Origin of the sequence: Polaribacter sp. Hel_I_88, assembly GCF_000687935.1 — a bacterium.
Lineage (GTDB): Bacteria > Bacteroidota > Bacteroidia > Flavobacteriales > Flavobacteriaceae > Polaribacter.
Genome location: NZ_JHZZ01000001.1, coordinates 3894940 through 3910606, shown reverse-complemented (window position 1 = coordinate 3910606; position 15667 = coordinate 3894940). Strand labels below are relative to the sequence as shown.

The window sequence follows — 15667 nt, the reverse complement described above, 5'->3', positions numbered from 1 at the left end:
ATATGAAAAATTTGCTATTAATTTTTTCGATATTACTTGTAATTTCTTGTAAATCTCAAAAACAAGATGCAAAATCTAAATTTTCTACAATTGATGCAAAACCTTTAGAAAACGCAGTTTTAGCAGGTGGAAAACTCATTAGAGTAGATTCTTTTCCATCTAAAAATATAGTTCCAAGATCTGTAGATGTTTGGTTGCCAGAAAACTATTCATCAACAAAAAAATATGCAGTTTTATACATGCATGATGGACAAAATTTATTTGATGCCACCACAACCTGGAACAAACAAGAATGGATGATTGATGAAAATGCAACTAAATTAATGAACGAGGGAACTGTAAAAGACTTTATAGTTGTTGGCATTCATAACATTCCTAAAATTCGTTGGCAAGATTTGTATCCAGAAAAAGCAATGGATTTTTTATCAAAAGAAGACAAAGAAGCAATTTATGACGAAGCTAAAAAAAGTAACTTTAGCGTTGATCTAAAAGGAGATGAGTATCTACAATTTTTAGTAAAAGAATTAAAACCTTATATAGACGAAACCTATTCTGTATATACAAATAAAGAAAACACGTTTGTTGCAGGTTCATCAATGGGAGGTTTAATGAGTATGTATGCAGTTGCAGAATATCCAACCATTTTTGGAGGAGCAGCATGTTTTTCTACACATTGGGTTGGAGGAAGTCCGAAAGAGAATAACCCTTTACCAGTTGCAATTTTCAACTATTTAGAAGCCAATTTACCAGATTCAGAAACGCACAAAATGTATTTTGATTATGGCAACAAAACGTTGGATGCTTTTTATCCACAATATGCACCAAAAGTAGATGCTATTTTTAAAAATGGAGGTTATGATGATGCAAATTTCAAAAATTTATATTTTGAAGGTACAGATCATTCAGAAAAATCATGGCAAAAAAGATTGGAATTTCCACTTGCTTTTTTGTTGAAAAAATAATAATAGTATCCAAGACCTGACAGGTTTTTAAAACCTGTCAGGTCTGAAAAGCATAAAACATGAAAAATTATAATATTCTTTTTTTATTCCTATTTATCTCAGTTTTTTCGTTTGCTCAAAACTCAAAAAGGGTTTTTAAAAGTGCAGAATTTTTAAAGGAAAATCGTTTTAAAATTGAAGTTTCTGACGGAACTTATTTTATTAATTTTTTTAATTCTAAAATCATTGAAACAACTTTTATTCCTGATAATGAAACTTATAAAAAAGAAACTCATGCTGTAGTTTTGTCATCTGTAAAAACTCATATTACTATAAATGAAACAAATTCAGAAATAAATTACAAATCAGAAGGTGTTTCAGTAAAAGTCCAAAAATTGCCATTCCAAATTTCATACTATTATAAAGATAAGTTAGTTACATCAGAAAAACAAGGTTATTTCAAATCCAAACATGAACCAATGGATTTGGTAAAAGGAAATATTGTTGCTGATGAAACTGAGAAAATCGAATTCAATTTAACTGAAGATGAAGTTTTATTTGGAGGAGGAGCAAGAGCTTTAGGAATGAATAGAAGAGGTTATAGATTGCCTTTGTATAATAGAGCTCAATATGGTTATGAAACGCATGCAGAGTTGATGAATTTTACAATTCCACTGGTAATTTCTTCAAAAAAATACATGCTTCATTTTGATAACGCTCCAATTGGTTATTTAGATTTAGACAGTAAAAAAGACAATTCATTAACCTATGAAACTATTTCTGGTAGAAAAACCTATCAGTTAATTGTTGGCGATTCTTGGGAAGATTTACTAGATAATTATACTAACTTAACAGGAAAACAACCTTTGCCAGCAAGATGGACTTTAGGGAATTTTTCAAGCAGATTTGGGTATCATTCTCAAAAAGAAACAGAAGAAACCATTGCAAAATTTAAAGAGGAAGAAATTCCTGTGGATGCTGTAATTCTAGATTTGTATTGGTTTGGAAAAGGCATTCAAGGAACTATGGGTAATTTAGAAGTGTACAAAGATTCTTTCCCAGATATGAAAGGAATGATTTCTAAATTTAAAGACAAAGGCATTAAAACTGTGTTAATTACAGAGCCTTTTATTTTATCAAATTCTAAAAAATGGAAAGAAGCAGATGAAAAGGAAGTTTTAGCAAAAGATTCTGTTGGTAATTCAGCAAAATATGATTTCTATTTTGGTAATACTGGAATTGTAGATATTTATAAAAAAGATGGAAAAGATTGGTTTTGGAATATCTATAAAGAAATTTACGATTTAGGTGCAAAAGGTTTTTGGGGAGATTTAGGTGAACCAGAAGTTTTACCTGCATGGGTTACTTTTAATGAAACTCAAAAAGCAGATGAAATTCATAATATTTATGGGCATGACTGGGCAAGATTAATTTTTGAAGGCTATCAAAAAAAATATCCAAATGAACGTCCTTTTATTTTAATGCGTGCTGGAAGTTCTGGTTCACAGCGTTTTGGAATGATTCCTTGGTCTGGAGATGTAAACAGAACTTGGGGTGGTTTAAAATCTCAACCAGAAATTGCCTTACAAATGGGCATGCAAGGTTTGGGGTATATGCACTCTGATTTAGGTGGTTTTGCAGGCGCAAATTTAGACGATAATTTATATACAAGATGGTTGCAATATGGAGTTTTTCAGCCAATTTATAGACCTCATGCACAAGAAGATGTTGCAAGTGAGCCTGTTTTTAGAAGCGATAAAACAAAACAATTAGCCAAAAAGTCTATTGAATTACGTTATAAAATGTTGCCTTATAATTACAATTTGGCTTTTGAGAACAATCAAAAAGGAACACCTTTAATGCGTCCTATTTTCTTTGAAGAAGAGGATGAAAATTTACTTGAAAATTCAGAAAGCTATTTATGGGGAAAAGATTTTTTAATCACACCAATATTAAAAGATTCAGTAAAAACGAAACAAATTTACTTTCCAAAAACGGCAAATTGGTTTGATTTTTATACGGATGAAAAAATCGAAGGCGGACAAACAGAAATAGTTAAAGTTGAAGAAGATAGAATTCCGACTTTTGTTAGAGGAGGTTCTTTTATTTTGATGAGTGAATTGGTGCAAACAACAGATCATTACAAAGCAGATCAATTAGAGTTGCACTATTATTTTGATGAAAAAGAAAATTCGGAAAGAACTTTTTATAATGATGATGGCTTGACTGCAAATGCTTTCGAAAAAGGAAATTATGAAATATTAGAATTCGAAGCTGAATTTTCCAAGCGCTATTTAGAAATCGATTTTGAAGCAGAACTTGGGGAAAACTGGAATTCATCAGAAAAAGAAATTACCTTAATTATTCATAACATGAATTGGAATCCTAAAAAGATAAAAGTTAACGGAAAAAGAAAACGAATTTCATCAGTAGAAAATACACTTACAATTCCTGTACAATGGAATCCTAAAAAAGAATTAAAAGTAAAAATAACCTTACAATAAACAATCATTATGAGAAAAATATATAGCCTTTTATCAGCCTTAATTTTATCAATAGTAATAGGTTGTACACCCGAAAAAAAAGAAGAAAAGACAGTAATGCAAGAGAATTCTAAAAAGAAAGAAGTAGTGTATCAAGTATTTACACGTTTGTTTGGCAATACAAATACCACCAACAAACCTTGGGGAACTATTGAGGAAAATGGTGTTGGAAAATTTAATGATTTTACTGATAAAGCCTTGTCAGAAATTAAAGATTTAGGAGTTACGCATATTTGGTATACAGGAGTTCCTCATCATGATGTAATTCGAGATTATACTGAATTTGGCATTTCAAACGACGATCCAGATGTTGTAAAAGGTAGAGCAGGAAGTCCTTATGCAGTAAAAGATTATTACAATGTAAATCCTGATTTGGCAGTAAATGTTAACAATAGGTTACAAGAATTTGAGGAATTAATTGAGCGTTCTCACAAAGCAGATTTGAAAGTAATTATTGATATTGTACCTAATCACGTAGCAAGAAATTACGAAGGTTTAACAAATCCTGAAGGCACTAAAGATTTTGGTGCAGATGATGATACAACTTTGGAATATGATGTAAATAATAACTTTTATTATGTGCCAAATAATGCTTTTGAAGTTCCAGACTTCGAAAATGGATACAAACCTTTGGGTGGAGAAAAAAATCCTTTAAGTGATGGTAAGTTTGATGAAAATCCTGCAAAATGGACAGGTAATGGATCACGTGCACCAAAACCAAGTTTTTATGATTGGTATGAAACTGTAAAGGTTAATTATGGAGTTTCACCAGATGGGAAAAAAGATTTTGATGAATTGCCAGTAGGTTTTGAAAACGAAGATTATAAAAAGCATTTTGAATTTTGGCAAGATAAAACGGTTCCCAATTCTTGGATAAAATTTAGAGATATTGCTTTGTATTGGCTAGATAAAGGCGTGGATGGTTTCAGGTTTGACATGGCAGAAATGGTGCCAGTTGAGTTTTGGAGTTATCTAAATTCAAACATCAAAATGAAAAATCCAGATGCTTTTTTATTAGCAGAGGTTTACAATCCAAGTTTGTACAGAGATTATATCAAAAAAGGAAAAATGGATTATTTGTATGACAAAGTTCAGTTGTATGATACCATAAAACATGTAATGCAAGGGTATGGTTTAACCGATAATATTCCACAAATTCAAGAGGATTTAAAAGATATTGAGCACAATATGCTACATTTCTTAGAAAACCATGATGAACAGAGAATTGCAAGTCCAGAATTTGCAGGAAACGCTTTAAAAGGAAAACCAGCAATGGTGGTTTCTACAACAATTTCTACAGCACCAACCATGGTTTATTTTGGTCAAGAATTTGGTGAAGATGGCTCAGAAAACCCTGGTTTTGGGAGTCCAAGTAGAACATCAATTTTTGATTATGTTGGAGTGCCAAGTTTGCAAAGATGGGTAAATGACAAAAAATTTGATGGAGGACAATCTACCAAAGAAGAAAAATCGTTGAGAGATTTCTACAAACGTTTGCTAAACTTCACAATTAATAGTGATGCTTTGATGGGCGAATATCAAGATATTCATCAATTTAATAGAGAACATACAGAATGGTACAATGAAAAAGTGTTGTCTTTTGTTCGTTATTCAGATGATGAGAAATTGATAATTATTTCTAATTTTAATGCCGAAAATGAATATGGTTTTGAGTTGCAAATCCCAACTGATATCATCAAAAAATGGAATTTAAAAGGGGGAGAATATCAATTTAAAGATCAGTTGTACAACGAATATTCATCAACTTTAATAGTTGAAAATAATAAAGCAAAAATTAGAATTGATGTAAAACCTTTAGAATCTTTTATTTTAAAATTACAATAAAACTAAATATCAATTGGCTTAAAAACCTTTTAAATATTATTTAAAATATAAAAACATGAAAAAAATATTGTTCTTATTATCATTTGCAACCATTTTTAGCTGTCAAGAAAATACATCATCTAAAAAAGAAACCAAGGAAACAGCTAAAAAAGAATTTGTTTGGGAAGGAGCAAACATCTACTTTTTATTAACAGATCGTTTTAATAATGGAGATAAAAGCAATGACATTAATTTTGATAGAACTGAAGAAGCTGGAAAATTAAGAGGTTTTGAAGGTGGAGATATTAAGGGAATCACTCAAAAAATAAAAGAAGGGTATTTTACAAAACTAGGAATCAACGCTATTTGGATGACGCCAGTTGTAGAACAAATTCATGGTGGAACAGATGAAGGCACAGGTTTGTCTTATGGTTATCATGGATATTGGGCAAAAGATTGGACGAAAATCGATCCAAACTACGGAACCAAAGAAGACTTAAAAGAGTTGGTAGATTTGGCACATAAAAACGGAATTCGTGTATTGTTGGATGCTGTAATTAATCATACAGGACCAGTTACAGAAAAAGATCCTGTTTGGCCAAGTGATTGGGTCAGAACGCAACCTGCTTGTACCTATCAAGATTATGCAACCACTGTTAATTGTACGTTAGTAGAAAATCTGCCAGACATTAGAACCGAAAGTAATGAAGCTGTAGAATTGCCTCCTCAATTAGTTGCAAAATGGAAAGCTGAAGGAAGATATGAGCAAGAAGTGAAAGAATTAGATGCCTTTTTCGCAAAAACTGGGCATCCAAGAGCACCTCGTTTTTATATTATGAAATGGCTAACAGATTATATTACAGAATTTGGAATTGATGGTTATAGAGTTGATACTGTTAAACATACAGAAGAATTTGTTTGGCAAGAATTTAAAGAAACGTGCGATTTAGCTTTTGAAGATTACAAGAATAATAATCCAGAAAAAGTATTAGATGATAACAACTTTTATTTGGTTGGAGAAGTGTATAATTATGCCATTTCTCATGGAAAAGCTTTTAATTTTGGTGATAAAAAAGTCAATTATTTTGATAAAGCGTTTAATAGTTTAATCAATTTTGAACTAAAATGGAATGTAAAACAAATGGCTGAAAAAGATGTTTTTACAAAATACGATTCGCTTTTAAATACGGAATTAAAAGGATATGGAATTTTAAATTACATGACATCTCATGATGATGGACAACCTTTTGATAAAGAGAGAGAAATGGCATACAAAACTGCAACCATGTTATTGTTAACGCCAGGAACATCGCAAGTGTATTATGGAGATGAGTCTGCTAGAGATTTAACAATTGAAGGTACAGTTGGCGATGCAACTTTACGTTCTAACATGAATTGGGATGCAATTTCTTCGGATGAAAAAACCAAAGAAGTTTTAAATCATTGGCAAAAACTGGGGCAGTTTAGAGCAAATCATCCAGCTGTTGGTGCAGGAAAACATGCTTTAATTTCTAGTGAAAATGGGTTGGTTTTTTCTAGAATTAGGAATGATGACAAAGTTGTTGTTGGGATTAATTTATCAAAAGGAAAAAAAGAAATAGAAGTTGCATCAATCTTTAAAAATGGAGATCAAATACATGATTCTTATTCAAATCAAACTGTAGAAGTTAAAGAAGGAAAAGTAAGTTTAGATTCGGAATTTGATGTTGTTTTATTAGAAAAATTATAATTATGAAAAGTGCAGCTTCCTTATTTTTTATTTTATTTATTTTAAGTTTTTTTTCATGTGATGTAAAATCATCGGCTATAAAATCACCAGATGAAAATATTGAAGTGAATTTTCATTTAAATGAAGAAGGAAGTTTTTTTTATACTATCAATTATAAAGAAAAAGCAATTATTGATACTTCTTTTGTTGGATTTCAGTTTACTAATGCATCACCTTTAGAAAAAGGATTTATTGCCAGAGTTTTAGAGTCAAAAGAAATAAACGAAACATGGCAAATGCCTTGGGGAGAGCAGTTAGAGGTTAAAAATCATTACAATGAAGTTAAAATTGAACTGCAAGAAAAAGAAGATTTAAAACGAAAATTAAACATTGTTTTTAAAGTATATAATGATGGTGTTGGGTTTAGATACGAGTTTCCAGCACAAGATAATTTAAAAGAAGTTTTAATTGCTGAAGAAAACACTGAATTTAATTTAAATGAAGATTATAAAACTTTCTGGATTCCAGGAGATTGGGATATTTATGAGCATTTATACAGTACAACTAAAGTATCAGAAATTGATGCAAAATCATACATTCCAAAAACCAATTTAGCACAAAGTTATATTCCAGAAAATGCTGTAAATACTCCTGTTACGATGGTTGGTAAAGATGGAATTCATTTAAGTTTTCATGAAGCAGCATTAGTAGATTATTCAGGAATGACTTTACAAGTAGATACAGAGAATCTGGCTTTTAAAAGCAATTTGGTAGGTTCTAGAAATACAGCTTACAAAGTAAAAAGAGAATTACCATTTCACACACCTTGGAGAACGATTCAGATTACCGAAAATGCACCAGATTTAATTCAATCTAATTTAATTGTCAATTTAAATGAACCCAATAAATTAGGCGATGTTTCTTGGTTTACACCCATGAAATATACAGGTGTTTGGTGGGAAATGCACTTAGGAAAATCTTCCTGGGATTATGGAATGGAAATGGTTGATGGAAAATGGACAGACACTGGAAAAGCACATGGAAGACATGGAGCAACTACAGAAAACGTAAAAAGCTTTATCGATTTTTCTGCAAAAAATAATATTGGTGGTGTTTTAGTTGAAGGTTGGAATACTGGTTGGGAAAAATGGATTGGTTTTGAAGATAGAGAAGGTGTTTTCGATTTTGTAACTCCTTATCCTGATTATGATTTTGAAGAAGTTACAGCTTATGCCAAAGAAAAAGGAGTAGAAATTATTATGCACCATGAAACTTCTGCTGCCACAGAAACCTATGAGAAACAACAAGATACTGCATATGCTTTAATGCAGAAATATGGAATACATGCTGTGAAATCTGGTTATGTTGGTAAAATTTTACCAAAAGGAGAATATCATCATGGCCAATATATGGTGAATCATTATAATAATGCAGCCATAAAAGCAGCAAAATATCAAGTGGCTGTAAATGCGCATGAACCTATAAAGGCAACAGGTTTACGAAGAACCTACCCTAATATAATTTCTAGAGAAGGTTTGCGTGGTCAAGAATTTAATGCTTGGTCTAATGATGGAGGAAATCCGCCAGAACATTTATCAATTGTTGCTTTTACAAGAATGTTGGCAGGGCCTATAGATTTTACACCTGGTATTTTTAATATTAAGTTTAACGAATATAAAAAAGAGAATCAAGTAAATACGACTTTGGCTCATCAACTGGCTTTGTATGTTGTTATTTATTCTCCAGTGCAAATGGCTGCTGATTTGGTTGAGCATTATGAGGCGAATCCAAAACCGTTAGAATTTATAAAAGATGTTGGTGTAGATTGGTCTGAAACCAAAGTTTTAAATGGAGAAGTTGGTGAATTTGTAACGATTGCTAGAAAAGAACGAGAAACCGATAATTGGTTTTTAGGAAGTATAACAGATGAAAATGCAAGAGAAATTAACGTTGATTTTAGTTTTTTAGATGAAAATACTAAGTATGAAGCAAAAATTTATAAAGATGGTAAAAATGCGCATTGGAATGAGAATCCTTTGGCAATAGAATATGAAACCTTAGAAATAAATAAAAACAACAAATTAACCTTTAATTTAGTTGAAGGTGGAGGTTTAGCAATTAGTATAAAGAAAATTTAGCCTTTACTGGCTTTATCAAAGGCGCGTATCATAAAATATGCCCAAATAACTACACATATTCCTACGAATCCGGAAAAGTATAAAACAATATCATTTGCGCTCATTCGTAATCAATTTTAGATAAATCATTACTCCTAATAAAGTAGGAGCCCAAAGGCCTATAAAAATACCATGTAATTTATCGCCAGTTAAAAACAAATATTCTGCAATAATTATAATAAGTAAACATAATAACAACATTAAAATGTTTGCTACACCTAAATTTTTCATCAATATTTTAAATTATTGTTTTTACAAATTTACTAAAAAACTCATAAAAACCTTAAAAAATTGTTAATTCAAATGAAATTTTTCTTAATACGAATGCAATTTTAGCAAAAAAGGTATTTTTTTTAATGAAATTTAAAATTCTTTTCGAAATCATGTTTATATTTTGCTAAATTCGTAGCAAATTGAACGATACATGTTTAAGAAAATTTCAATATTTCTTATAGCTTTTTTTACTTTTTGTCCGCTTTTGTTATCTCAAGAAGTGCCGCCAATTAATATTTTTTCTGCGGAAGATTATGGTGCTGAAAATCAAAATTGGGGCATTTCTCAATCCTCAAACAAATACATTTATGTTGCTAATAATAAAGGTTTATTAGAGTTTAATGGTGCAGATTGGCAGTTATATACAACTCCCAACGAAACTATAATGCGTTCCGTTAAATCTTTTAAAGGAAAAATCTATACAGGTTTTTACATGGATTTTGGCTTTTGGAAAAAAAACGAATTTGGTTTTTTAGAATTTACTTCCATAGCACAAGAAAAAGGCATAAAAATGCTAGAAGACGAGCAAATATGGGAAATTGCTGAACTGGATGGCTGGATGCTTTTTAAGTCTTTACAACGAATTTATCTCTACAATTTAGAAACTAAATCTTTAAAAATAATAGAAGCTGAGAAGAACATTACAAAACTATCTAAAGTAGAAAATATTATTTATTTTCAAGAATTAGGAAAAGGCGTTTTTATGATAGAAAACGGAATTCCTAAATTAATTTCTGAAGACTCAGTTTTAAAAGACAATAAAATAGTCGCATTTTTTTTAAAAGATAATAAGCTGTTTATTTTAACCCAAAAGAATGGATTTTATTATTTAGACGATAATGAAGTAAAAAAATGGAAAGTAACAGCAGATGATTTTTTATCAAAGAAAACTATTTATAGTGCAAAACAGCTTAAGAACGGAAGTATCGTTTTAGGATCAATTGCCAATGGTTTAATAAAATTAGATAACAATGGTAATATTATTTATTACATAACTCAAGGATCTGGTTTAAGTAATAATACAGTACTAACTATTTTTGAAGATTTAGATTCTAACATATGGCTTGGTTTAGATAATGGTATTAACACAATCAATTTTAATTCGCCATTTAAATCGTTTGTTAAAAGAACTAATTTTTGGGGTACAATTTATGCTTCCATACTTTTTGATGATAATTTATATTTAGGGACAAATCAAGGGTTGTATTATAAAAGAAAAAATTCTAATGATGAGTTTGAACTTGTAAATAATACACAAGGCCAAGTTTGGAATTTACAAGAAGTAAATAACACATTATTTTGCAGTCATGATTCAGGAACCTTTGTAGTTAAAGATAACAATGCAACGTTGATTAATGGTGCTGATGGAACTTGGGGCGTATCGAAAATAGATGAAAATACAATTATTGAAGGCAGTTATGATGGCTTATATATATTAAAAAAGGAAAATAATTCTTGGGTTTTAAGAAATAAAATAGACGGTTTTTCTACATCTAGTAGATATTTTGTGTTGAAAGATTTAAAAAATATTTTCGTAAATCATGAATATAAAGGTGTTTTTAAACTTAAAGTAGATGAGGATTTTAGAACTATAACAGAAATTGTTAAAGACTCATCTGTGCAAAAGGGTATCCATTCAAGCTTACTACAATACCAAAATGATATTTTTTATGCTTCTAAAAAAGGTGTTTTTAAATACTCAGAAAAAGAAGATCTCTTTAAAGTGGATTCTGTTTTTAGTAAACTAATTCCAGAAGAAAATTTTTTATCGGCAAAGCTAATATTTGATGACGTAAATAATAAGTTATGGTCGTTTACTAGAAATGATATTCGTTATTTAACACCAGGTAAATTTAGTGAAAAGCCAGATTTGGAAATAATTCCTATTAATAGAACAATGCAAAAGGGAGCATCTGGTTATGAGAATATGATTTTTTTAGAGGATAAAAAGTATTTAATAGGTACTTCTGATGGTTATTTAACGCTTGATTTAAATAAAATTATAGAACCTAAAGATTTTGTAATACAAATTAACAGAATCTATAACAATGAGACTGACAAGGCACAAAAAAAGGTAAGTTTACTGGAGCCTAAAGTTTTTACGAATTTAGAAAATAACTTTGAGTTTTCTTATAGTGTAACCAATTACAATAAAACTTCATCAATACAATACCAATATTTATTGGAAGGATTAAACTCTAAATGGAGTAAACTTTCTAAAAATAATTCCCTCCTGTTTGAGAATTTACCTTTTGGTGATTATACTTTTAAAGTTAGGGCTTCCATTGATAATAAATTAAGTGAAAATATTGCTGAATATTCTTTTACAATATCCAAACCTTGGTATGTTTCAAATGTTTTTATTGGTATTTACATCATCTTTTTTATGGTATTGTTTTATGCTTTACACATTGCCTCTAAGGCTTATTATAAAAGGCAAAGACAAGAATTGTTAGAGAAAACACAAAGAAAATTAGCCTTAAAAGAACTAGAAAGCTCCCAAAAAATCATCAAACTAAATAATGATAAGTTAAGGAGCGATATTGAAAGTAAAAATAGGGAATTAGCTACTTCAACTATGAGTATAATTAAGAAAAACGAATTCTTAAATACTATAAAAACAGAGCTAACATCAAAAGGAAAATCCAGTATTGATAAGGTTGTAAAAATAATTGATAAAAACCTAAACAATACAGACGACTGGAAAATGTTTCAAGAAGCTTTTAACAATGCTGATAAAAAATTCTTGAAAAAGATAAAAAGTAAGCACCCAGAACTAACTCCAAACGATTTAAGATTGTGTGCTTATCTTCGATTAAACCTAGCATCTAAAGAAATAGCACCGCTTTTAAATATCTCACCTAGAAGCGTAGAAGTAAAACGTTATAGGCTCCGAAAAAAAATGGATTTGCCTCATGATGAGAACTTAACAAATTATATTTTAGAAATATAAAATATAAATCACCCCAAAAAAAACCTATACAATACCACAACATTGTGTTTTTTAGTTTTTTTTAAGCTTTCCTTAACAGTAGTGTTTGTAAGGGTTTGTGCACTTATTTTCTTTTGTATGTTTTTTATTGTGGCTTTTATTGTGATTTTAATAAATAAGAAGCGTTATTTTTGTGAATGAATCAAAATTTAAACTTTTTTTTATGAGAAAAAAAATCACATTACTGTTATTTACATTCTTTACGGTTTTAGCCAGTGCTCAAACAATAAATGTAAATGGAGTTGTTAAAGATGCCCTTTCTGGAGAGGTTTTACCAGGAGTAAGTATTAGTATTAAAGGAACCATTTCTGGTACAGAAACAGATTTTGATGGTTTATACAGTTTTTCTAAAATTGCAAAAGGATCAGTTTTGGTCTTTAATTATTTAGGATATAAGAAAAAGGAAGTTGTAGTAGATACAGAAACAATTAATGTTTCTTTAGAGCAATCTACAGAAGCTTTAGATGAAATTGTTGTAATCGGGTATGGTACACAGAAAAAAAAGGAAGTTACTGGTGCAGTTGCAGTAGTCTCTAGTGCAACTATAGACGATTTAAAACCAACAAGGATAGAGCAAGCTTTACAAGGGCAAGTTGCAGGTGTAAATATTACACAAAATTCTGGGTCACCAGGAGCAGCTTCTAATATAAGAATTAGAGGTGTTTCTACAAATGGCGATAGCAGACCTTTAATTTTATTAGATGGTAGAGTTATTGAGGATTTAAGTGTTGTAAATCCATCAGATATTGAGTCTATAAACATCTTAAAAGATGCTTCTGCTGGTATTTATGGAGTACGTGCAGCAAATGGGGTTATTTTAGTAACTACTAAAACAGGTAGAAAAAACTCAGATTTTAAATCGATTTTAAATATGCAGTATGGTTTTCAACAAACTACAAGAGAAATTCCTATGTTGAATGCAACTGAATATGCTTTGCTAGCAAATGAAGCTTTTGCAGCAAATGGTGAAGTTTTACCATTTTCAAATATTAGCGGACTTGGACAAGGTACTGATTGGCAAGGTAGAGTTTTTGAAAACGCACCAACATTTAATATTGATTATACTTTAAACAAAGGAACAGAAAAATCTACCTATTCTTTTGGTTTGGCAGTTTTAAGTCAAGATGGAATTGTAGGTGGAGATAAAGCGAACTTTAACAGAAGTAATTTAAGATTTAATTACAACACAGATATTTTAGATAATTTAAAGTTTACATCATCAACAATATATACAAACACAAACAAAAGAAATCTTATAGAAAATACATTAGGTTCTATCTTGTTTAATGCTGTTAACATGCCGCCAACAACACCTGTTAGAAATGCAAGTGGAGACTTTTCTCTACCACCAGTTATTGGTACAGGTATTGAAGTTGCAAATCCTTTGGCACAAATAGATAATGCAGAGAATAGAACATGGATTAACAAGATTTCAGGAAGTTATGGTTTAAATTATAACTTTTTAGATTACTTTTCAGTAGAAACTAGATTTCAAGCAAATTATTCTTTAGTAAATTCAAACACCTTTAATCCAATTGCTAATTATGGTATTGGAAATGTTTTTAATAACGAAGTTGCAACGTTTTCTGATTTTAAACAAAGTTATTTTGATTATACTTTTGATACTTTCGCTAAATATGAAAGAGTGTATGATGATGTGCATGATGTAAAAGCCATGATTGGTACCTCTGTATTTAAAAGTACTAGTAGATTCGAAAGAAATTTAACAAGCAATGCTATAGGAACTACTGTAAACGATTTGAGTGTAAATGGTGTAATTGAAAATGGTAACGGTTTAGAAATTTTTAAAAATAATAATAATGGAAGTAATTTAGTATTCGATAGCCGTTTGTTATCTTATTTTGCTAGATTACAATATGCTTTTGATGGGAAATACTTATTTTCTGCAGTTATAAGAAGAGATGGTTCTTCAAACTTTGGACCTGAAAATAAATTTGGTTTTTTTCCAACAGCATCTGCAGGTTGGGTAGCTTCAGAAGAAGATTTTTTAAAGGAGTCTGAAACAATCAGTTTCTTAAAATTAAGAGCAAGTTATGGTATTATCGGTAATGATAGGATTCCTGGATTTAGATTTGTTTCTATTCTAAATGGTGAAGCAGAATATGTATTTGATAATCAATTATCACAAGGTTTAGCAATTGGACCAATCGCAAACCCAGAAATTAAATGGGAGCAACAAATTCCGTTAAACTTTGGTTTAGATTTAGAGCTTTTTAATAAAGTGAACCTTACTATGGATTACTTTAAGAAAACTACTGAAGATTTATTAGTTTCTGCACAAACATCAGGGATTATTGGAGTTGCTGCTCCAGGTTCTTCTGTTCCAGTAATTAATGCAGGAACTGTAGTAAATAAAGGTTTTGAATTCTCTTTGGGTTACAAAGACAATATCTCTGAAGATTTTAGATACAATGTAAACTACAACTTTACAAAGCTGAATAACGAAGTTACTTTTGTTGGAAATCAAACAGGAATAATAGAAGGTGGAAGTTTTGGAGTTGGTCAAGAACCACCATCAAGAATGGAAGCTGGTTTTCCTATCGGATATTTTTACGGATACCAAACAGATGGATTGTTTCAAAATCAAACAGAAGTAAATGCACATGCAACACAAGCAAATGCAGCACCTGGAGATTTAAGATTTGTAGATACAAATGGAGATGGAGTTATAGATCCTGATGATAGAACCTATATTGGAGATCCGATTGCAGACATAACAATGGGATTAAATTTATCCTTCAACTACAAAAGATTCGACTTTAACGCCTACGCATTTGCGTCTTTAGGAAACGAAATCGTAAGAAATTATGAAAGAACTTTACCATTAACAAACAGACCAGCTTATTTTTTAGATAGATGGACAGGTGAAGGAACAAGCAATTCTTTTCCAAGAGTTACAACAGGAGCAACTAGTAACAATTTATTTTCAGATTTTTATGTGGAAGATGGTTCTTTCTTAAGATTACAAAGTGTACAATTTGGTTATACTGTTGGAGAAAAAACCTTAGAAAGATTAGAGTTTGATAAAGTAAGATTATTTGTCTCTGCAACCAACTTATTTACAATAAGTAATTATAGAGGTTATGATCCAACAACATCTAATGGAGCTCCAATTGGTGGAGGAATAGATCAAGGTTTTTACCCAAGTCCACAAACATTCTTATTAGGAATAAATGTTAATTTTTAAA

At 30.3% G+C, this 15667-nt stretch carries 8 protein-coding genes; 7 read left to right on the top strand and 1 reads right to left on the bottom strand.

Annotated elements, in window-relative coordinates:
* Positions 1-2: 2 nt before the first annotated feature.
* Genes P161_RS0117450 through P161_RS0117430 form a run of 5 tightly spaced genes read left to right on the top strand, consistent with a single transcriptional unit; the run spans position 3 to position 9154 of the window.
* Entirely contained in the window at positions 3-962 is a 960-nt protein-coding gene (locus tag P161_RS0117450) for an alpha/beta hydrolase (RefSeq protein WP_026778169.1), read from the top strand.
* Positions 963-1021: 59 nt separating this feature from the next.
* A complete protein-coding gene (locus P161_RS0117445; RefSeq protein ID WP_026778168.1) occupies positions 1022-3445 on the top strand; it encodes a TIM-barrel domain-containing protein in 2424 nt (807 codons plus the stop codon).
* Positions 3446-3454: 9 nt separating this feature from the next.
* Entirely contained in the window at positions 3455-5329 is a 1875-nt protein-coding gene (locus tag P161_RS0117440) for an alpha-amylase family protein (protein ID WP_026778167.1), read from the top strand.
* Positions 5330-5384: 55 nt separating this feature from the next.
* Positions 5385-7037 carry an alpha-amylase family glycosyl hydrolase gene (locus tag P161_RS0117435; protein WP_026778166.1) on the top strand — a complete coding sequence of 551 codons (1653 nt, stop codon included), beginning with the start codon at positions 5385-5387 and terminating at the stop codon, positions 7035-7037.
* A 2-nt stretch (positions 7038-7039) separates the two neighbouring features.
* Complete coding sequence (locus P161_RS0117430; protein ID WP_036841657.1) at positions 7040-9154, top strand: glycoside hydrolase family 97 protein; 2115 nt, start codon at positions 7040-7042, stop codon at positions 9152-9154.
* A gap of 90 nt (positions 9155-9244) precedes the next feature.
* Here P161_RS0117430 and P161_RS0117425 read toward each other — a convergent pair whose 3' ends face one another.
* Positions 9245-9424 carry a hypothetical protein gene (locus tag P161_RS0117425; RefSeq protein WP_036841653.1) on the bottom strand — a complete coding sequence of 60 codons (180 nt, stop codon included), beginning with the start codon at positions 9422-9424 and terminating at the stop codon, positions 9245-9247.
* A 193-nt stretch (positions 9425-9617) separates the two neighbouring features.
* Between P161_RS0117425 and P161_RS0117415 the strand changes: the two genes are divergently transcribed.
* A complete protein-coding gene (locus P161_RS0117415) occupies positions 9618-12419 on the top strand; it encodes a triple tyrosine motif-containing protein (protein WP_026778163.1) in 2802 nt (933 codons plus the stop codon).
* Positions 12420-12621: 202 nt separating this feature from the next.
* A complete protein-coding gene (locus P161_RS0117410; protein WP_026778162.1) occupies positions 12622-15666 on the top strand; it encodes a TonB-dependent receptor in 3045 nt (1014 codons plus the stop codon).
* Position 15667: the final 1 nt, after the last annotated feature.